13 protein-coding genes are annotated in these 12,994 nt (G+C 47.7%); 11 read left to right on the top strand and 2 right to left on the bottom strand.

All coding sequences use genetic code 11. The annotated features are described in order from the left end of the window. Window positions 1-43: 43 nt before the first annotated feature. Window positions 44-661, bottom strand: coding sequence for a LysE/ArgO family amino acid transporter (locus RQP52_RS14345; RefSeq protein WP_315952346.1), 618 nt, complete (start codon window positions 659-661; stop codon window positions 44-46). A 129-nt stretch (window positions 662-790) separates the two neighbouring features. On the opposite strand from RQP52_RS14345, the gene RQP52_RS14340 reads away from it, so the two are divergent. From RQP52_RS14340 to RQP52_RS14305, 8 genes are all read left to right on the top strand, one after another. After that, on the top strand, window positions 791-2,251 hold the full coding sequence (locus tag RQP52_RS14340; RefSeq protein WP_315952344.1) for an aminotransferase-like domain-containing protein: 1,461 nt from the start codon (window positions 791-793) through the stop codon (window positions 2,249-2,251). Between the two features lie 7 nt (window positions 2,252-2,258). After that, on the top strand, window positions 2,259-2,489 hold the full coding sequence (locus tag RQP52_RS14335) for a DNA-directed RNA polymerase subunit alpha C-terminal domain-containing protein (protein ID WP_315952343.1): 231 nt from the start codon (window positions 2,259-2,261) through the stop codon (window positions 2,487-2,489). Further along, a complete protein-coding gene (rpiA, locus tag RQP52_RS14330; RefSeq protein WP_315952768.1) occupies window positions 2,479-3,165 on the top strand; it encodes a ribose-5-phosphate isomerase RpiA in 687 nt (228 codons plus the stop codon). Before RQP52_RS14335 ends, rpiA begins: the two co-directional genes overlap by 11 nt. 26 nt (window positions 3,166-3,191) lie before the next feature. Beyond that, the gene (locus RQP52_RS14325; RefSeq protein WP_315952342.1) at window positions 3,192-3,917 is read left to right on the top strand and encodes an SDR family NAD(P)-dependent oxidoreductase; all 726 of its coding nucleotides are present in this window, start codon (window positions 3,192-3,194) and stop codon (window positions 3,915-3,917) included. 20 nt (window positions 3,918-3,937) lie between these two features. Then, window positions 3,938-4,573, top strand: a complete 636-nt coding sequence (locus tag RQP52_RS14320) for a ThuA domain-containing protein (RefSeq protein ID WP_315952340.1) — start codon at window positions 3,938-3,940, stop codon at window positions 4,571-4,573. A gap of 91 nt (window positions 4,574-4,664) precedes the next feature. Then, a complete protein-coding gene (locus RQP52_RS14315) occupies window positions 4,665-5,138 on the top strand; it encodes a DinB family protein (protein WP_315952338.1) in 474 nt (157 codons plus the stop codon). A 165-nt stretch (window positions 5,139-5,303) separates the two neighbouring features. Next, window positions 5,304-6,488 carry an MFS transporter gene (locus tag RQP52_RS14310; RefSeq protein ID WP_315952336.1) on the top strand — a complete coding sequence of 395 codons (1,185 nt, stop codon included), beginning with the start codon at window positions 5,304-5,306 and terminating at the stop codon, window positions 6,486-6,488. A gap of 139 nt (window positions 6,489-6,627) precedes the next feature. Beyond that, window positions 6,628-6,954 (top strand): L-rhamnose mutarotase, encoded by a 327-nt coding sequence (locus RQP52_RS14305; protein WP_315952335.1) that lies wholly within the window; start codon window positions 6,628-6,630, stop codon window positions 6,952-6,954. Between the two features lie 324 nt (window positions 6,955-7,278). On the opposite strand, the gene RQP52_RS14300 is transcribed toward RQP52_RS14305, so the two are convergent. Next, a complete protein-coding gene (locus RQP52_RS14300) occupies window positions 7,279-8,181 on the bottom strand; it encodes a LysR family transcriptional regulator (RefSeq protein WP_315952333.1) in 903 nt (300 codons plus the stop codon). Window positions 8,182-8,383: 202 nt separating this feature from the next. Between RQP52_RS14300 and RQP52_RS14295 the strand changes: the two genes are divergently transcribed. The 3 genes from RQP52_RS14295 to RQP52_RS14285 all read left to right on the top strand — a co-directional run bounded on the left by RQP52_RS14295 (window position 8,384) and on the right by RQP52_RS14285 (window position 12,992). Next, complete coding sequence (locus RQP52_RS14295) at window positions 8,384-8,866, top strand: DinB family protein (protein ID WP_315952332.1); 483 nt, start codon at window positions 8,384-8,386, stop codon at window positions 8,864-8,866. A gap of 188 nt (window positions 8,867-9,054) precedes the next feature. Continuing rightward, a complete protein-coding gene (locus RQP52_RS14290) occupies window positions 9,055-11,094 on the top strand; it encodes a beta-galactosidase (protein ID WP_315952767.1) in 2,040 nt (679 codons plus the stop codon). 128 nt (window positions 11,095-11,222) lie between these two features. Beyond that, window positions 11,223-12,992, top strand: coding sequence for a cache domain-containing sensor histidine kinase (locus RQP52_RS14285; protein ID WP_315952331.1), 1,770 nt, complete (start codon window positions 11,223-11,225; stop codon window positions 12,990-12,992). Window positions 12,993-12,994 lie beyond the last annotated feature (2 nt).

The following is a 12,994-nucleotide window of genomic DNA, read 5'->3' as shown; positions in this document are numbered from 1 at the left end:
CCAGCAACTAAAGTGCCCTCATATCATCTTTTTGCCCCGCATCTCACACGAACTGCAACCCCATATATACGGCTACGCCCCATATCATGCAAGCCGACACTTTATTTAATCTCGCAATAAAACGCCCGCTTGTATCATGTTTACCAATGAGCCGCCCTGCAAATGCTAATCCAAAAAACCACAGCCAAGACACGCACACGATGCTGATCATGAACACCCATTTTTCCCCGCTGGCATAGTTCAATGAATTTGTGCCAATAACGCCAATCGTATCTAAAATAGCGTGAGGATTCAGTAAGGAGACGGAAGCCGCAAATAGAATTTGCTTTTTCGGCTGGCGCACCTCCTCCGCTTGCTGGGTAGAAGAAGCAGTACTCGGCTTACTGCGCCAAAGCACCCAGCCCATGTAGAGCAGGAAGACGCAGCCAATTCCATACAATGCCGCTTGCAGCCACGAAAAGGTTAGCACGATAAGGGAAACCCCGAATACCGCTGCGAGAATAAGGATGGTATCACAGAGGGAAGCTGTGAGAATAACGGGCAATGCCCCAAGGAAAGTGCGCTGGCTGGCGCCTTGATTAAACACAAATACATTTTGCACCCCAACCGGTAAAATAAGTCCAAAGCCCAAAACAACCGCATGTAAGATCGTTTGAAACAAAATCATCACTCCAATCTAGCTGTCGAATTCTTACTTAGTATAGAGGGATTTTGCTATTTGTCTCCGTCCAAATGGATGGCACTGACCCCAACCAAATGATATAGTGGAGCTGTAAGGAAGGAGGAAACGATGGATTGGCGACCTGATTTATCATCTGAAACTCCGTTATATCAACAGATTAAAGAGTTTATTATCCATAAAATATCGCTGGGTGAATGGGCGGTTGGGACCAAAATTCCATCGCAGCGGGCTTTGGCTGAGCATTTTGGCGTGAACCGCAGCACGGTTGTCACGGCGATCAGCGATTTGATTGCTGATGGGTTATTGGAGGGCAACACCAAAGGCGGAACAAGAGTTATTAATAACTCTTGGAATCTGTTAACGGCTTCTCCTCCCCCTGACTGGAGCTCTTATGTACAAGCTGGAGCACACTATCCCAACCAGCCGACGATCCAACACATCAATCGGGCGGAATTTCAAGAAGGTATCATTCGGCTTGGGACAGGGGAGCTTTCGCCAGATTTGCTGCCATCGGAGCGGATGAAGGAGATTTTCGCCGAAAGCTCGACGAATTCGTTCCTCTTAGGATATGAAGAACCGAAGGGAAATCTGTATTTGCGCAAACAGCTGGCAGCTTACCTGCAAGGCATTGGCGTCAATACTTCGCCATCGAATATTCTGATCGTCTCTGGCGCTCTTCAAGCTCTACAGCTCATTTCAATCGGGCTGCTGCCGCGAGGTTCTTCGATTCTTTTAGAAAAGCCGTCCTACTTGTATTCTGTCCATGTTTTTCAGTCAAACCATATTAAGCTTGTAGGGTTGCCTATGGATGAGGATGGCCTGCTTACTAACCAGATTGGACGTTACAAAAAGGGGTATAACGCTTCGCTGCTCTACACAATTCCTACTTTTCAAAATCCAACCGGCATTTTGATGCCCGAGGGGAGGCGCCAGTCGCTGATGAATGCTTGCGCGGATGAAGGTCTCCCGATTATTGAGGATGACGCGTATAGGGAGCTTTGGTTTGATGAACCGCCTCCTTTACCTCTTAAAGCGAGGGACCCGCATGCACTGGTCCTGTATCTCGGGACGCTGTCTAAGACGTTAAGTCCAGGCCTTCGCATTGGTTGGGTGGTAGCTCCTGAACCTGTTATCGAACGATTAGCGGATATCAAAATGCAGAATGACTACGGTTCGAGCTCTGTATCCCAATGGGCTGCAGCGGAGTGGCTTGGAAGAGGGTTGTATCAGGAGCATCTTGTTTCAATTCGAGTGCAGCTGAAGTCAAGAAGAGATAGAACAGTGGAGCTGCTCCAAACTTTTTTCACGGGGATCGCCACTTGGTCTGTGCCAAAGGGAGGTTTCTACATTTGGATACAGCTAACAGTCGATGTTCCGATGCAAATCCTATTCGAGCGAGCTTTCAAAGAGGGTGTTTTGTTAAATCCGGGTTCGATTTATAATCGACATACAGGTAACTATTTACGCATCTCGTACGCCTATGCCAAGCTGCATGAGCTGGAATGGGGACTTGAGCGAGTAGCAATTTTAATTCGAGATTTGGTTGGGAAAAAAAGATTGGAAAGGTGAGCGAGGTATGTCAACGAATGACACGCGGATGAATAAGGAAGACGAGCAATCAGATCTGCCTAAGCTTTCAAATCCTGCCCTTCGTGCACTCGCAGGTGCCGGATATCACCGGCTTGAACAGCTTAGCAAAACAACCGAGAAAGAGATCATGAAGCTGCATGGCATGGGACCCAAGTCGCTGGACCCTCTTCGCCGTGCACTTGCCGAGAAGGGACTGACATTTGCAGATGAATCTTGAAAGTAGTAATCCCAAGCGAACTGCCGCCGAAAAAGCAGTGGAGTATATTCAGGATGGTATGACAGTAGGCTTAGGTACAGGCTCCACAGCCTATTGGGCAATTCAACAAATTGGAAAGCGAGTTCTGAGCGGGCTGCAAATAAAGGCAGTAGCAACTTCCGTACAATCTGAGAACTTGGCTAAAGAGCTTGGCATTCCATTGATTCCTTTTTCTGAAGTAGAGGAAATAGATGTAACGATTGATGGCGCTGACGAAGTAGACGGTGCGTGGAATCTGGTCAAAGGCGGAGGCGGTGCGCTGCTCCGTGAGAAAATCATCGCTTCATCCAGCAAACAACTTATTATTGTTGTTGATGAAAGCAAGGTTGTCGACCAGTTGGGGAAATTCCACTTGCCGGTTGAAGTTGTGAAGTTTGCTTATGAGCTTACACGCAACAAGCTTAGCGCGCTGGGATGCGAACCAAAGCTGAGAATGATGGATCAGCAGCCTTTTACGACGGATAATGGCAATTACATTCTGGATTGTGATTTTAAGCAGATTACAAGACCAAGTGAATGCCATGATGCCATCAATCATATTCCGGGTGTCGTCGATAATGGATTATTCATTAAGATGGCTGCAAGAGTTATCGTTGGTTATCAAGACGGATCTGTGAAAGAGCTGAAGCTTGTCTAATACCTAGGAATGGTGGGAGCTAGGAGATGTTGTCGAACAAGGCAGTTTGTGTAACCGGAACAGACAGAGGGATTGGACTTGCAATTACGGAAGCTTTATTGCATCAAGGATACACCGTCTATGCTGGCGGCATTATGGGCAATAACGAGGAGCTGACCAAGCTCGGGGCTCAATTTCCGGATCAACTGCACGTTTTCAAATTGGATGTGGGCTCTGATGAGAGTGTCAAGGAAGCAGTTCGTTATATCAAAAGTAGGTCCAATCAATTGGAGTTTTTGATCAACAATGCCGCCATCCTCGGCGATACGGTGAAGACGATTGAAGATGACCTTGATTTCGAAGAGATTCAGCGAGTGTATAATGTGTCAGCGCTTGGCGCTATTCGTATGGCGAATAGCTTACTTGAGCCGATCATGAATGGCGGCAAGCTGATTGTTAACATATCCTCCGAAGCGGGCAGCATTGCGAACAGCCATCGGGATGCGTGGTTCGGGTACTGTATGGCCAAGTCGGCTCTGAACATGGGCTCCACGGTCATTCATAACAAAATTCGCAAAGAAGGCGGGCGTGTCCTGCTGATTCACCCAGGCTGGGTCAAATCATTTATGAGCGGCGAATGGAATCCGGCTGGCACCTATACATCGGAAGAAGCCGCCGCGAATATTTTGAATCGGATTGAAGAGCACAAGGACAAGCTTACGGCACTGCCGCTTTATATCGAAGCCGACAGCGGAAAAGAGCTGCCATGGTAAATGGGGGAGGAGAAGGACCTATGAGCGAGATAAAAGTCATGCTGATCGGTGATAACACGGATGCTCCTTGGCATCCACTGGAGCCTGCCAGACAGCAGCTTGCGGCTATTCTTGGCGACGAGTTTGCGCTAACCGCTACGGAAGACTATCAAGTCTTCTCGGAATTGGACCACAACCAGTTTCCACTGTGCATTTCCTACACGGATTGTTGGAAGCGAGACCTGACGCCGCATCAAACCGCGGGATTGCTGCGATATGTCGCAGGAGGAGGCAGTCTGCTAGTCATCCATAATGGTATTTCTCTCCAGCGCAGCTACGAGCTGCTGCAGATGATCGGCGCCAAGTTTACGGGACATCCTCCTTATCAGCCTCTAGCTTATTATAGGTCAGCAGCCGAGCATCCTTTACTGGAAGGTGTCGAGAACTTCAATTTGGACGAAGAGCCGTACTTGTTCGAATTTGATCCTTTTACGAAAAAAACGGTATTTATGGAGTTTGAATTTGAAGGGAAACGGTATCCCGCGGCATGGGAGCACGCTTATGGTTTAGGGAAGGTTGTGTACTTGCAGCCTGGACATCATGCTCCTTCTTTCCAACCCGAAGCCTATCGACGTCTCGTGCTTAACAGCGCGCGTTGGTTAAGTAGTCATGTATAGATTAAGCCGCTATACTCGTTTTTTCCATATACTCCCTAATGGGGATGTGTGCTACAATAGGCCAAAAGAGTCGCTAAAGGAGTGAGGATTTTTGGAACATTTCTTATTCAGGCAGTTGGCATTCGTTAGAAATCAAGTCCTTCAAGCAGTTGAAGGGATTTCGGAAGAAACGGCGGACCAGATTCCGAATGGATTCCGCAATTCAATCCGGTGGCAGTTGGGACACATTTATGTCGTCATGGAAAGGTACGCTTTTCAATACATGGGGCTTCCTCAACAACTACCGGAGGGGTTCAAGGAGCAATTTGAATACAAAACTTCCCCATTAACTACGCCGGCAGACATTGTCGTTCCGACCCTCTCAGAGCTGAAAATGCTGCTAAAAAGACAGATTGAGAGAATACAGAGTGAACTGGGAGACCGACTGCAAGACAACGTGACGCCTTATACAACTTCCGCAGGGATGAAGCTCGAATCCTTAGAGCAGTTCCTCAGCTTTAATTTATATCATGAAGGCATGCATTTTAGTGTCATAAAAATTTACAAGGTATTATTATCCCAATAAATGAACCATTGAAATGAGATTTTGACGAATGGAGGAGATCCTCAAGTGATGAGGTTCAACAAGTTCGCAAGGCCTCCCTGCTAAGACGTAACGTTTCGTTGTTCACGAGCACCCCCGATCCGGTTGAGTCTATGTACCCAATCAGATTTCGGAGAGGAGCTCCATATGAGCAACATAAGGAACATACGCATACTGTTTGCGCTTCGCTTTTTTTCCAGTCTCATCCCGGCTTATGTCATCGAGAGATTGTACTGGGAGGAGCGGGGCATGTCCATTCAGATGGTCGTATATACGGAAATTATTTTTGCACTGACCATCGTGCTGCTAGAAGTTCCGACAGGTGTAATAGCGGACAAATGGGGCAGGAAAAAAATGCTCGTTCTAAGCGCCCTGCTGGGCTGTTGCGAGTTTCTGATTCTGATCGTTGCGACAGAGTTCTGGCATTTCGCGCTCGTCGTTTTCTTGGCAGGCATCTCTCGTTCGGCAAGCAGCGGATCGGAGAATGCTTTGTTGTATGACACGTTAATGCAGCAGGGAAAAGTATCCCATTTCGAAAAGCTGCTGGGACGATTGAACGCCTGTGATTTGCTCTCGGCTATCCTTGCGGCACTCTGCGGTAGCTTGCTCGCTGGTAAATTCGGTCTTGAGCTGAACTACTGGTTATCGCTTGTCAGTTCGGGTATTGCCCTGATGCTAGCGTTCCTGTTGATCGAGCCGCTGAGGTGTGCAGACGGCATGGATGCTGAGGAAGCTATTCCTTTTAAAACGTATGTCACGGCATCGTTGCGATTTTTCAGAAAAAATTCCAATGTCTCGCTGGTTATGCTTTCCGGTATGGTCACTGGTGCTTCGATGAGCTATGTTGAGGAATTTTGGCAGTTGTATGCGAGCCGGTTAGGGACGCCTGTCTATTTTTTCGGGGTACTGTCTTCGGTTATCATGCTTTTGCAGCTGCCTGGCAATCTGCTGGCCTATGCGCTTTTGCGGCGAATCAGTTACAAGAGGCTGATTGTCTTTATTACGGCGATCATCACGATCGGATTCCTCTGTGTTTCTATTCGCCATGATGACATCGGATTGGCAGCCATGCTCCTCATCTGCCTGTTCTCTGGCGTCATGCAGCCGCTTGCCTCCGGTTATTTGCATCACCGCATAGATTCGAACATGAGGGCAACCATCGATTCCTTTCAGTCGTTAGGGGAGAATGTGCTGAGCACGTTCGCAGGTCTTGGTTTTGGCTATTTCGCAGCGCGCTATGATGTATTTGGCGGATATGGGTTTATTGCTCTGCTTTGTTTTGCTTCTTTTGTTTGGTTTGTTTGTGCGTCTCGTCGCATAAAACAAATGTAAAAGCGAAAAAACGGAAGTCCTTGTGACTTCTTTTTTTTGTTTATTTTTATTTTGAGGGGGATGAGCATTGACGGGACAGACTTAGCGCTGTAAAGTAAAAGTAATCGGTTATCCAATAAATGGGGAGAGGGTGTAACGCATGACCACTAGCGGGAAGTTCGCATGGACATGGACGATTCGGGAGGAAGATCTGGAGGAATACGTCCGAATGCATTTGGCGCCTTGGCCAGAAATTATGGAAGAACACAGCAAAGCAGGAATCAGGGATTACTCGATCTTCCAAAATGGCAATCAATTCTTCTATTGCTTTTTATGTGATGACTTGGAAGCCGCTTTTGCCTACTTGGCTGAGAGTGAGGCTTGCAATCGATGGAACGCGATTACGAGCAAAATGGTCGTAGGCTCCTTCGACTTCCGTGAAGCCGTACCGATTCAACCGATGCGCGAAGTTTTCTATTTAGAATAGTACATAAATTGCGAAAAGGCTGTCCCAGAAGTCATGAAAATGGCGGAGGGATAGCCTTTTTTACGGACCCAGCAGCCGTTATTTTGCCAAATCCAGCGGATTTGAAGTGCTAACGGACTGAGGCAACGTTATTATTAGAATTTGTCTCCGTTGTGGGCTAATTCAAGGCCGATAGCGGCTCTGGAGTTCATTAGACGCTAAAATTCTCTTAAAAGCAGCGAATAGAGTCATCTCAGTCCGTTAGCTGTCAGATACTTCTCGCAAGAGGTAAGCCGGTGGAGGACCGCGCACTCACCTATGCAGCAGGCGTCTTCCCTTATCACACTAAGAAGTTTTCGCTTGTTGAATGGCGGCTTCGACGTAGGCTCTAAGCGTTTTTATAAAAGTACGCATCGCATATCCGACATACCTATCGCTGCGGTAGATGAGACAAATGTCCTGGGAAGGAGTGGGCTGCCGCAGGCTAACAACCTTTATCTCTTTGTTTGGAAGGGTATCGAGCAGCAGGCGTGGCAGCACGCAGGCGCCAATTCCGCTCTGCACCATTTGGAGGAGGGAGGATAACGTTGTAGTCACCATATGCGGCTGCAGAGTAAACCCTTTCTCCATGCAGAAGAGGTCAATCAGCTTACGGCATTGATGGTCGGGAGGAAACATGACCATTTTTAAGTCATTCAGCTTGCTCAGTGGGATGAAATTCTCATCGGCAAGGGGATCATTCCTACTTACAGCCAGCGAAAATTCTTCGTGAAATAGAGGGATGGCGGTGAGCCTCTCATCGCTGACAGGTCCGATTGTGACGCCAACATCGATGCTTCGATCCAGCACTTGTTCCGTAACTCTCGTGGTTTCCAAAAGTGAGAGCGTAATAGTGGGATAGGACTGATGGAAGCTCAGCAACAAGGCATTAAACATGAGGTCCGCATCACCGGGCAAGACACCGATGGATAACGATCCTCCCTGCATTTGCTTCAGATCGGCAATGGCATCGCTCGCTTGCTTCAGATGCCCGAACACGGCTGCACCATGTTCTTGCAGAATGGCTCCTGCTTCTGTGAGGACAATTGTTTTGCCTACTCGATCGAAAAGGAGAACGCCTAGTTCTTCTTCTAATCTTCTAATCTGTTGGCTGATATTGGGAGCGCTCACTCCCATTTTATCGGCGGCTCTCGTGAAATGAAGTTCTTCACAAATCGCCATAAAATACTGCAGCTGCTTTAATTCCATAGCTCACACTCGCTTTCAAATGCATGGCTGAAAATTGAAGGCATTTTCAATCTTTATTGTTGCTTCATCTTGTTTTTATGTCAATGCATGATCATTAACTTATACTTAACGTTCCGGTAATTTGCACTGTATTGATGGTACCTCCCATGGAACCTATACTAAAAGCATACCAAATGCTTCTCATCCAAAGGAGGAAATTCAAATGTCAGAAACCATTATCGGCACGGCAAAAACAGTACGTCAGGTGGTACTTCACAAGGTGCAGAGCATCCCGGAGGAACTATTTGATGTTCAAGCAGATTCCTACAATAACACGATACGTTGGAACGTTGGCCACATGATTTATTGGATGGATGCTTATATGAAGATTGGGTTCGCGAAGGATTCGATGATTCCCGAAAGCTATGCCACATACTTCAACTCCGGAACATCGCCGGCAAGCTGGACCCACATTCCACCATCAAAAGAAGAACTCATTGTGCAGTTATCCGCCCAATTAAACCAAATTAGCGAGTTATCCCCAGAGAGTCTGGAGGCAACATTCGAAAGTCCATTGCCATTTGGGCCGCTCACATTTTATAAAGTAGGAGAGCTACTCAATTTCGGAGTTGTCCATGAAGGGATGCATCTTGCAACCTGCGATTGCTTACTTAAAGTGATTCAAAGTAAAAGCGTGCAAGCATGAACAACATAAGCCGGGGCATGGTTAAGCCATGCTTCGGCTTTTCTAAATGAAAATGAGGTTGCACTAGTAAGCGATGTCATGGATACTTATGGTATGAAATCGACACTTCGATCAACGCCAAAAATATCCAAGAGGTGAACAACTTGCCATACAAATTTCCGCCTGTTAGTCCTAAGCTTCCTGTTTTCATGCATGGCGCCGATTATAATCCCGATCAATGGCAGCATGATCCACAGGTGCTTGAAGAAGATATTCGTCTGATGAAGCTTGCTAAATGCAATGTAATGGCTGTCGGCATTTTTGGTTGGTCTGCACTTGAACCGGAAGAAGGGGTGTTTACCTTCGAATGGTTGGACCGCGTGCTGGATACCTTTGCCGAAAACGGCATCTACGCCTGGTTGGCTACTCCGAGCGGGGCAAGACCGGCATGGATGGCGGAGAAGTATCCGGAAGTGCTGCGCGTCGGCGCTAATCGTGTGCGTAATCTCTTCGGGGCACGCCATAATCATTGCTACACATCCCCCGTCTATCGTGAGAAAGTAACGGAGATGAATCGAAGATTGGCTGAACGCTACTCTCAGCATCCAGCCGTTGTAGGTTGGCATATCTCCAATGAATATAGCGATGACTGTCATTGCCATTATTGCCAAGAGGCGTTTCGTGGATGGCTGCAAAGCAAATATGGAACACTTGATGCGCTGAACCAGGCATGGTGGACAAGCTTCTGGAGCCACACGTATACAAGCTGGTCGCAAATCGAATCCCCGGCTCCACACGGCGAGAAACTTGTGCATGCCATGAATCTGGATTGGAAGCGCTTCGTGACAGACCAGACCGTTGACTTCTGCCGTCATGAGATCGCTCCACTGAAAGCCATCAACGCAGAACTTCCGGTGACAGCCAATCTCATGGACGCATACGAAGGATTGAACTACTGGAAGTTCACGGATGTGCTGGACGTGATCTCATGGGATGCCTATCCAACTTGGCATCATGCCAAGGATCAAAGCAGCTTAGCTGCGTGGTTTTCACTCAATCATGACATGTTCCGCTCCCTGCGAGGCGGACAACCGTTTCTGCTGATGGAGAGCACACCGAGCACTACGAATTGGCAGCCCGTTTCCAAGCTGAAGAGGCCGGGCATGCATCTGCTATCCTCTTTGCAGGCTGTCGCACACGGTTCGGATTCAGTTCAATATTTCCAGTGGCGCAAAAGCCGGGGCGCGAGCGAGAAGCTTCATGGCGCCGTTGTCGATCATGTCGGTCATGAACATACGCGAGTATTCCGTGATGTTGCAGAGCTAGGAGGCCATCTTGAGCAGCTGACGGACATTTTGGGTACGACAGTGCCGGCGGAAACAGCCGTCATTTTCGACTGGGAGAACCGTTGGGCGGTGAAAGATTCGCAAGGTCCACGCAACATGGGAATCAACTATGAGCAGACGGTTCTAAGTCATTATCAAGCTTTCTGGGATCAAGGCATCCCGGTTGATGTCATTGATATGACAGGGGATTTTAGCAAATATAAGCTCGTTGTCGCTCCAATGCTTTATATGGTTCGTCCAGGGGTCGGAGAGCGGATTGAGCAATTCGTTGCTGGTGGAGGCACTTTCGTAGCCACCTACTGGTCGGGCATCGTCGATGAGAACGATTTGTGCTTCCTTGGTGGATTCCCGGGGCCGCTTCGTCAAACGCTTGGCATCTGGTCGGAAGAGATCGACGGGCTTTACGATCAGGATGAAAATCAAATCATCTGCACAGAGGGGAACTCGCTTGAACTAACAGGGGCTTTTAAGGTTCGTGAGCTGTGCGAGTTGATCCACTTGGAAGGGGCTCAGGCCCTTGCTGTTTATGGTGAAGATTTCTATGCAGGCAGGCCAGCCCTGACGGTTAATCGGTTTGGACAAGGGAAAGCTTACTACATAGCAGCTCGTGCGGAGCAATCGTTCCAGAATAGTTTCTATAAGCAGATTATAAAAGAGGCCCATATCAAGCCAGCTTTACAAACGGAACTGCCTCACCAGGTGACAGCACAAATCCGTACAGATGGGAAGCATGATTTCATTTTCCTGATGAATTTCAGCGACCAAGATCAGACGGTTTTGCTCGATGAACAAACTTATTCCGATATGTTTAATTCCGATGAGACAACGGGTTCAGGCCCAGTCAATTCAAGCTTAGTGCTTCAACCATACGGGGTGCGAGTTCTGAAGCGAAGCAGGTCGTAGGACGGTAAAAGGGGTGTTGGGAGTTAATTCCAGCATCCTTTTTTTATGAAGTTAAAGGGAATGGCGCTCTCCACCGCGAAGAATCAGTGCTACAAGACCTTACACAGAAAGAAAAGTGGTGACTTTACATGAAAACGGGCTTCCGCCTCTGGTTCGATGAAATTCGGAATATGCGGATTAAAGCGAAGCTGTTTCTGCTTATTACCATTACAATGGCTGTCAGCTCCAGCATTTCACTGGTAGGCTTACAGATCGCTTTTTCGATGTATGATCAGCAAATTTACGAGAAATCGTCGCAAGTTCTGAATCTTTCCTCCACATTGATTGAGAATGAGTTGAACAAAGTGGAGCGGCTGACGTTCAGCATCATGTCGGATGAGCAAATTCAGCAGCACTTGATTGTGATGAATTCGAATGAATCGGATTATATCCGCATCCAATCCCGCGCCAAGCTTGTAGACAGGCTGGTCCAGTACATTAACTCGGAGACGTATATTTCAGCCGCGGATATTACCGACGTGATGGGAAACAGCTACTCCAGCGGAAATTTGACAACGCTTTCTCCCGAGCGGAAAGCTCTGATCCAAGAAACATCGGATCGCGGAGCGGGCAGCTTGGGCTGGGTAAATCCGGATGAGCAGGATTACAGCCTTATTGCAACGAGGCAAATCCGATCCTCCGACAATTTGGAGCTGAAGAAGCTTGGCAGCCTGGTGCTGCATGTCAATTTGGACAAGATGGTGAATCAATATGCGAGAGAAGCTGTGACCCGCGACGGCGAGCTCATTATTGTCTCCAAAGGGACTTTAGTATATCCGAGGTCTGTGAGCATGAAGTCATTGATTAGCGAAAACAGCCCGGTAGGAGCTTCTGCGAGGGGATTTCGCATTATTGAACAGGATGGCGAGAAATATTTTGTGTCGCACATCCATTCCGATTATTTGGGCTGGACCTATTACAATACACTGCCGTTCCAAACCATTTTTTATAATCTGACTTTGATGAAAAATTGGATGATCGCCGCATTCCTTATTTCTTTTTTTCTGCTTGTTGGATTCGGGATGGCGGTTGCGCGCAGCGTCACTCGTCCTATTGAAGGCTTAATAAGCAATATGCGGGGGCTGCAAATCGGCGATCTGGAAAATTCGGAGCTTCCGCCGATTGCCCCGATTTCGCAGCAGATGGATGAAGTGGGACTGCTTCAGCGGACGTACCGCATGATGATTGTGCGGATACAGGAATTGATCAAAGAGAATTACACGAAGCAGCTCATTATCAAAGAGACGGAGTTTCGCTCGTTACAAGCGCAGATCAATCCGCATTTTCTGTATAACACGTTGGAGTCGATCAACTGGATTTCCAAGATGAATGGGCAGCAGCAAGTTTCACAAATGGTGGAATCGCTGGGTTATCTGCTTCGTTCGTCGATTAGTTTAAAGCAGGATATGATTCCGATTGAAGACGAACTGAAGCTTGTGCAGCATTATATTACGATTCAAAAGGTCCGTTTCGAGGAGCGTTTGGATTTCCGGCTCGACGTTCCGGAAGCTTTGCGAGGTCATTGCATTCCGAAATTGACATTGCAGCCTTTGCTCGAAAATGCGATTAAGTATGCAGTCGAGGTCATGCTGGAACCTTGTATCATCCACATTTGGGGGCGGGAGGAAGGCGATTCTGTTTTTCTAATCGTTGAAGATAATGGCCCGGGTATTGATGAGGCTTATTTAGAAAAAATCCTGACAGGGGAGCGCCAATCCAAAGGCACAGGCATCGGCCTGAAAAATATTGACGAACGGATCAAGCTGTCGTTTGGCGAAGAATTCGGTATTCAAGTAGAGAATCGCACGGATGGCGGCGCATGTATTACCATTCGAATTCCGATGACGAAAAGAGGGTAACG

The sequence above is a fragment of the Paenibacillus violae genome, assembly GCF_032461945.1.
In the GTDB taxonomy this organism is placed as follows: Bacteria; Bacillota; Bacilli; order Paenibacillales; family NBRC-103111; genus Paenibacillus_E; species Paenibacillus_E violae.
The sequence above is the reverse complement of the archived record's forward strand: the minus strand, read 5'-3'. Positions and strand labels throughout refer to the sequence as shown.

Coding starts and splice junctions, on each gene's coding strand:
- RQP52_RS14290 (WP_315952767.1), top strand. CDS start 9,055: ATGCATGGCGCCGATTATAATCCCGATCAATGGCAGCATGATCCACAG.
- RQP52_RS14320 (WP_315952340.1), top strand. CDS start 3,938: ATGAGCGAGATAAAAGTCATGCTGATCGGTGATAACACGGATGCTCCT.
- RQP52_RS14340 (WP_315952344.1), top strand. CDS start 791: ATGGATTGGCGACCTGATTTATCATCTGAAACTCCGTTATATCAACAG.
- RQP52_RS14310 (WP_315952336.1), top strand. CDS start 5,304: ATGAGCAACATAAGGAACATACGCATACTGTTTGCGCTTCGCTTTTTT.
- RQP52_RS14295 (WP_315952332.1), top strand. CDS start 8,384: ATGTCAGAAACCATTATCGGCACGGCAAAAACAGTACGTCAGGTGGTA.
- RQP52_RS14335 (WP_315952343.1), top strand. CDS start 2,259: ATGTCAACGAATGACACGCGGATGAATAAGGAAGACGAGCAATCAGAT.
- RQP52_RS14300 (WP_315952333.1), bottom strand. CDS start 8,181: ATGGAATTAAAGCAGCTGCAGTATTTTATGGCGATTTGTGAAGAACTT.
- rpiA (WP_315952768.1), top strand. CDS start 2,479: ATGAATCTTGAAAGTAGTAATCCCAAGCGAACTGCCGCCGAAAAAGCA.
- RQP52_RS14285 (WP_315952331.1), top strand. CDS start 11,223: ATGAAAACGGGCTTCCGCCTCTGGTTCGATGAAATTCGGAATATGCGG.
- RQP52_RS14305 (WP_315952335.1), top strand. CDS start 6,628: ATGACCACTAGCGGGAAGTTCGCATGGACATGGACGATTCGGGAGGAA.
- RQP52_RS14325 (WP_315952342.1), top strand. CDS start 3,192: ATGTTGTCGAACAAGGCAGTTTGTGTAACCGGAACAGACAGAGGGATT.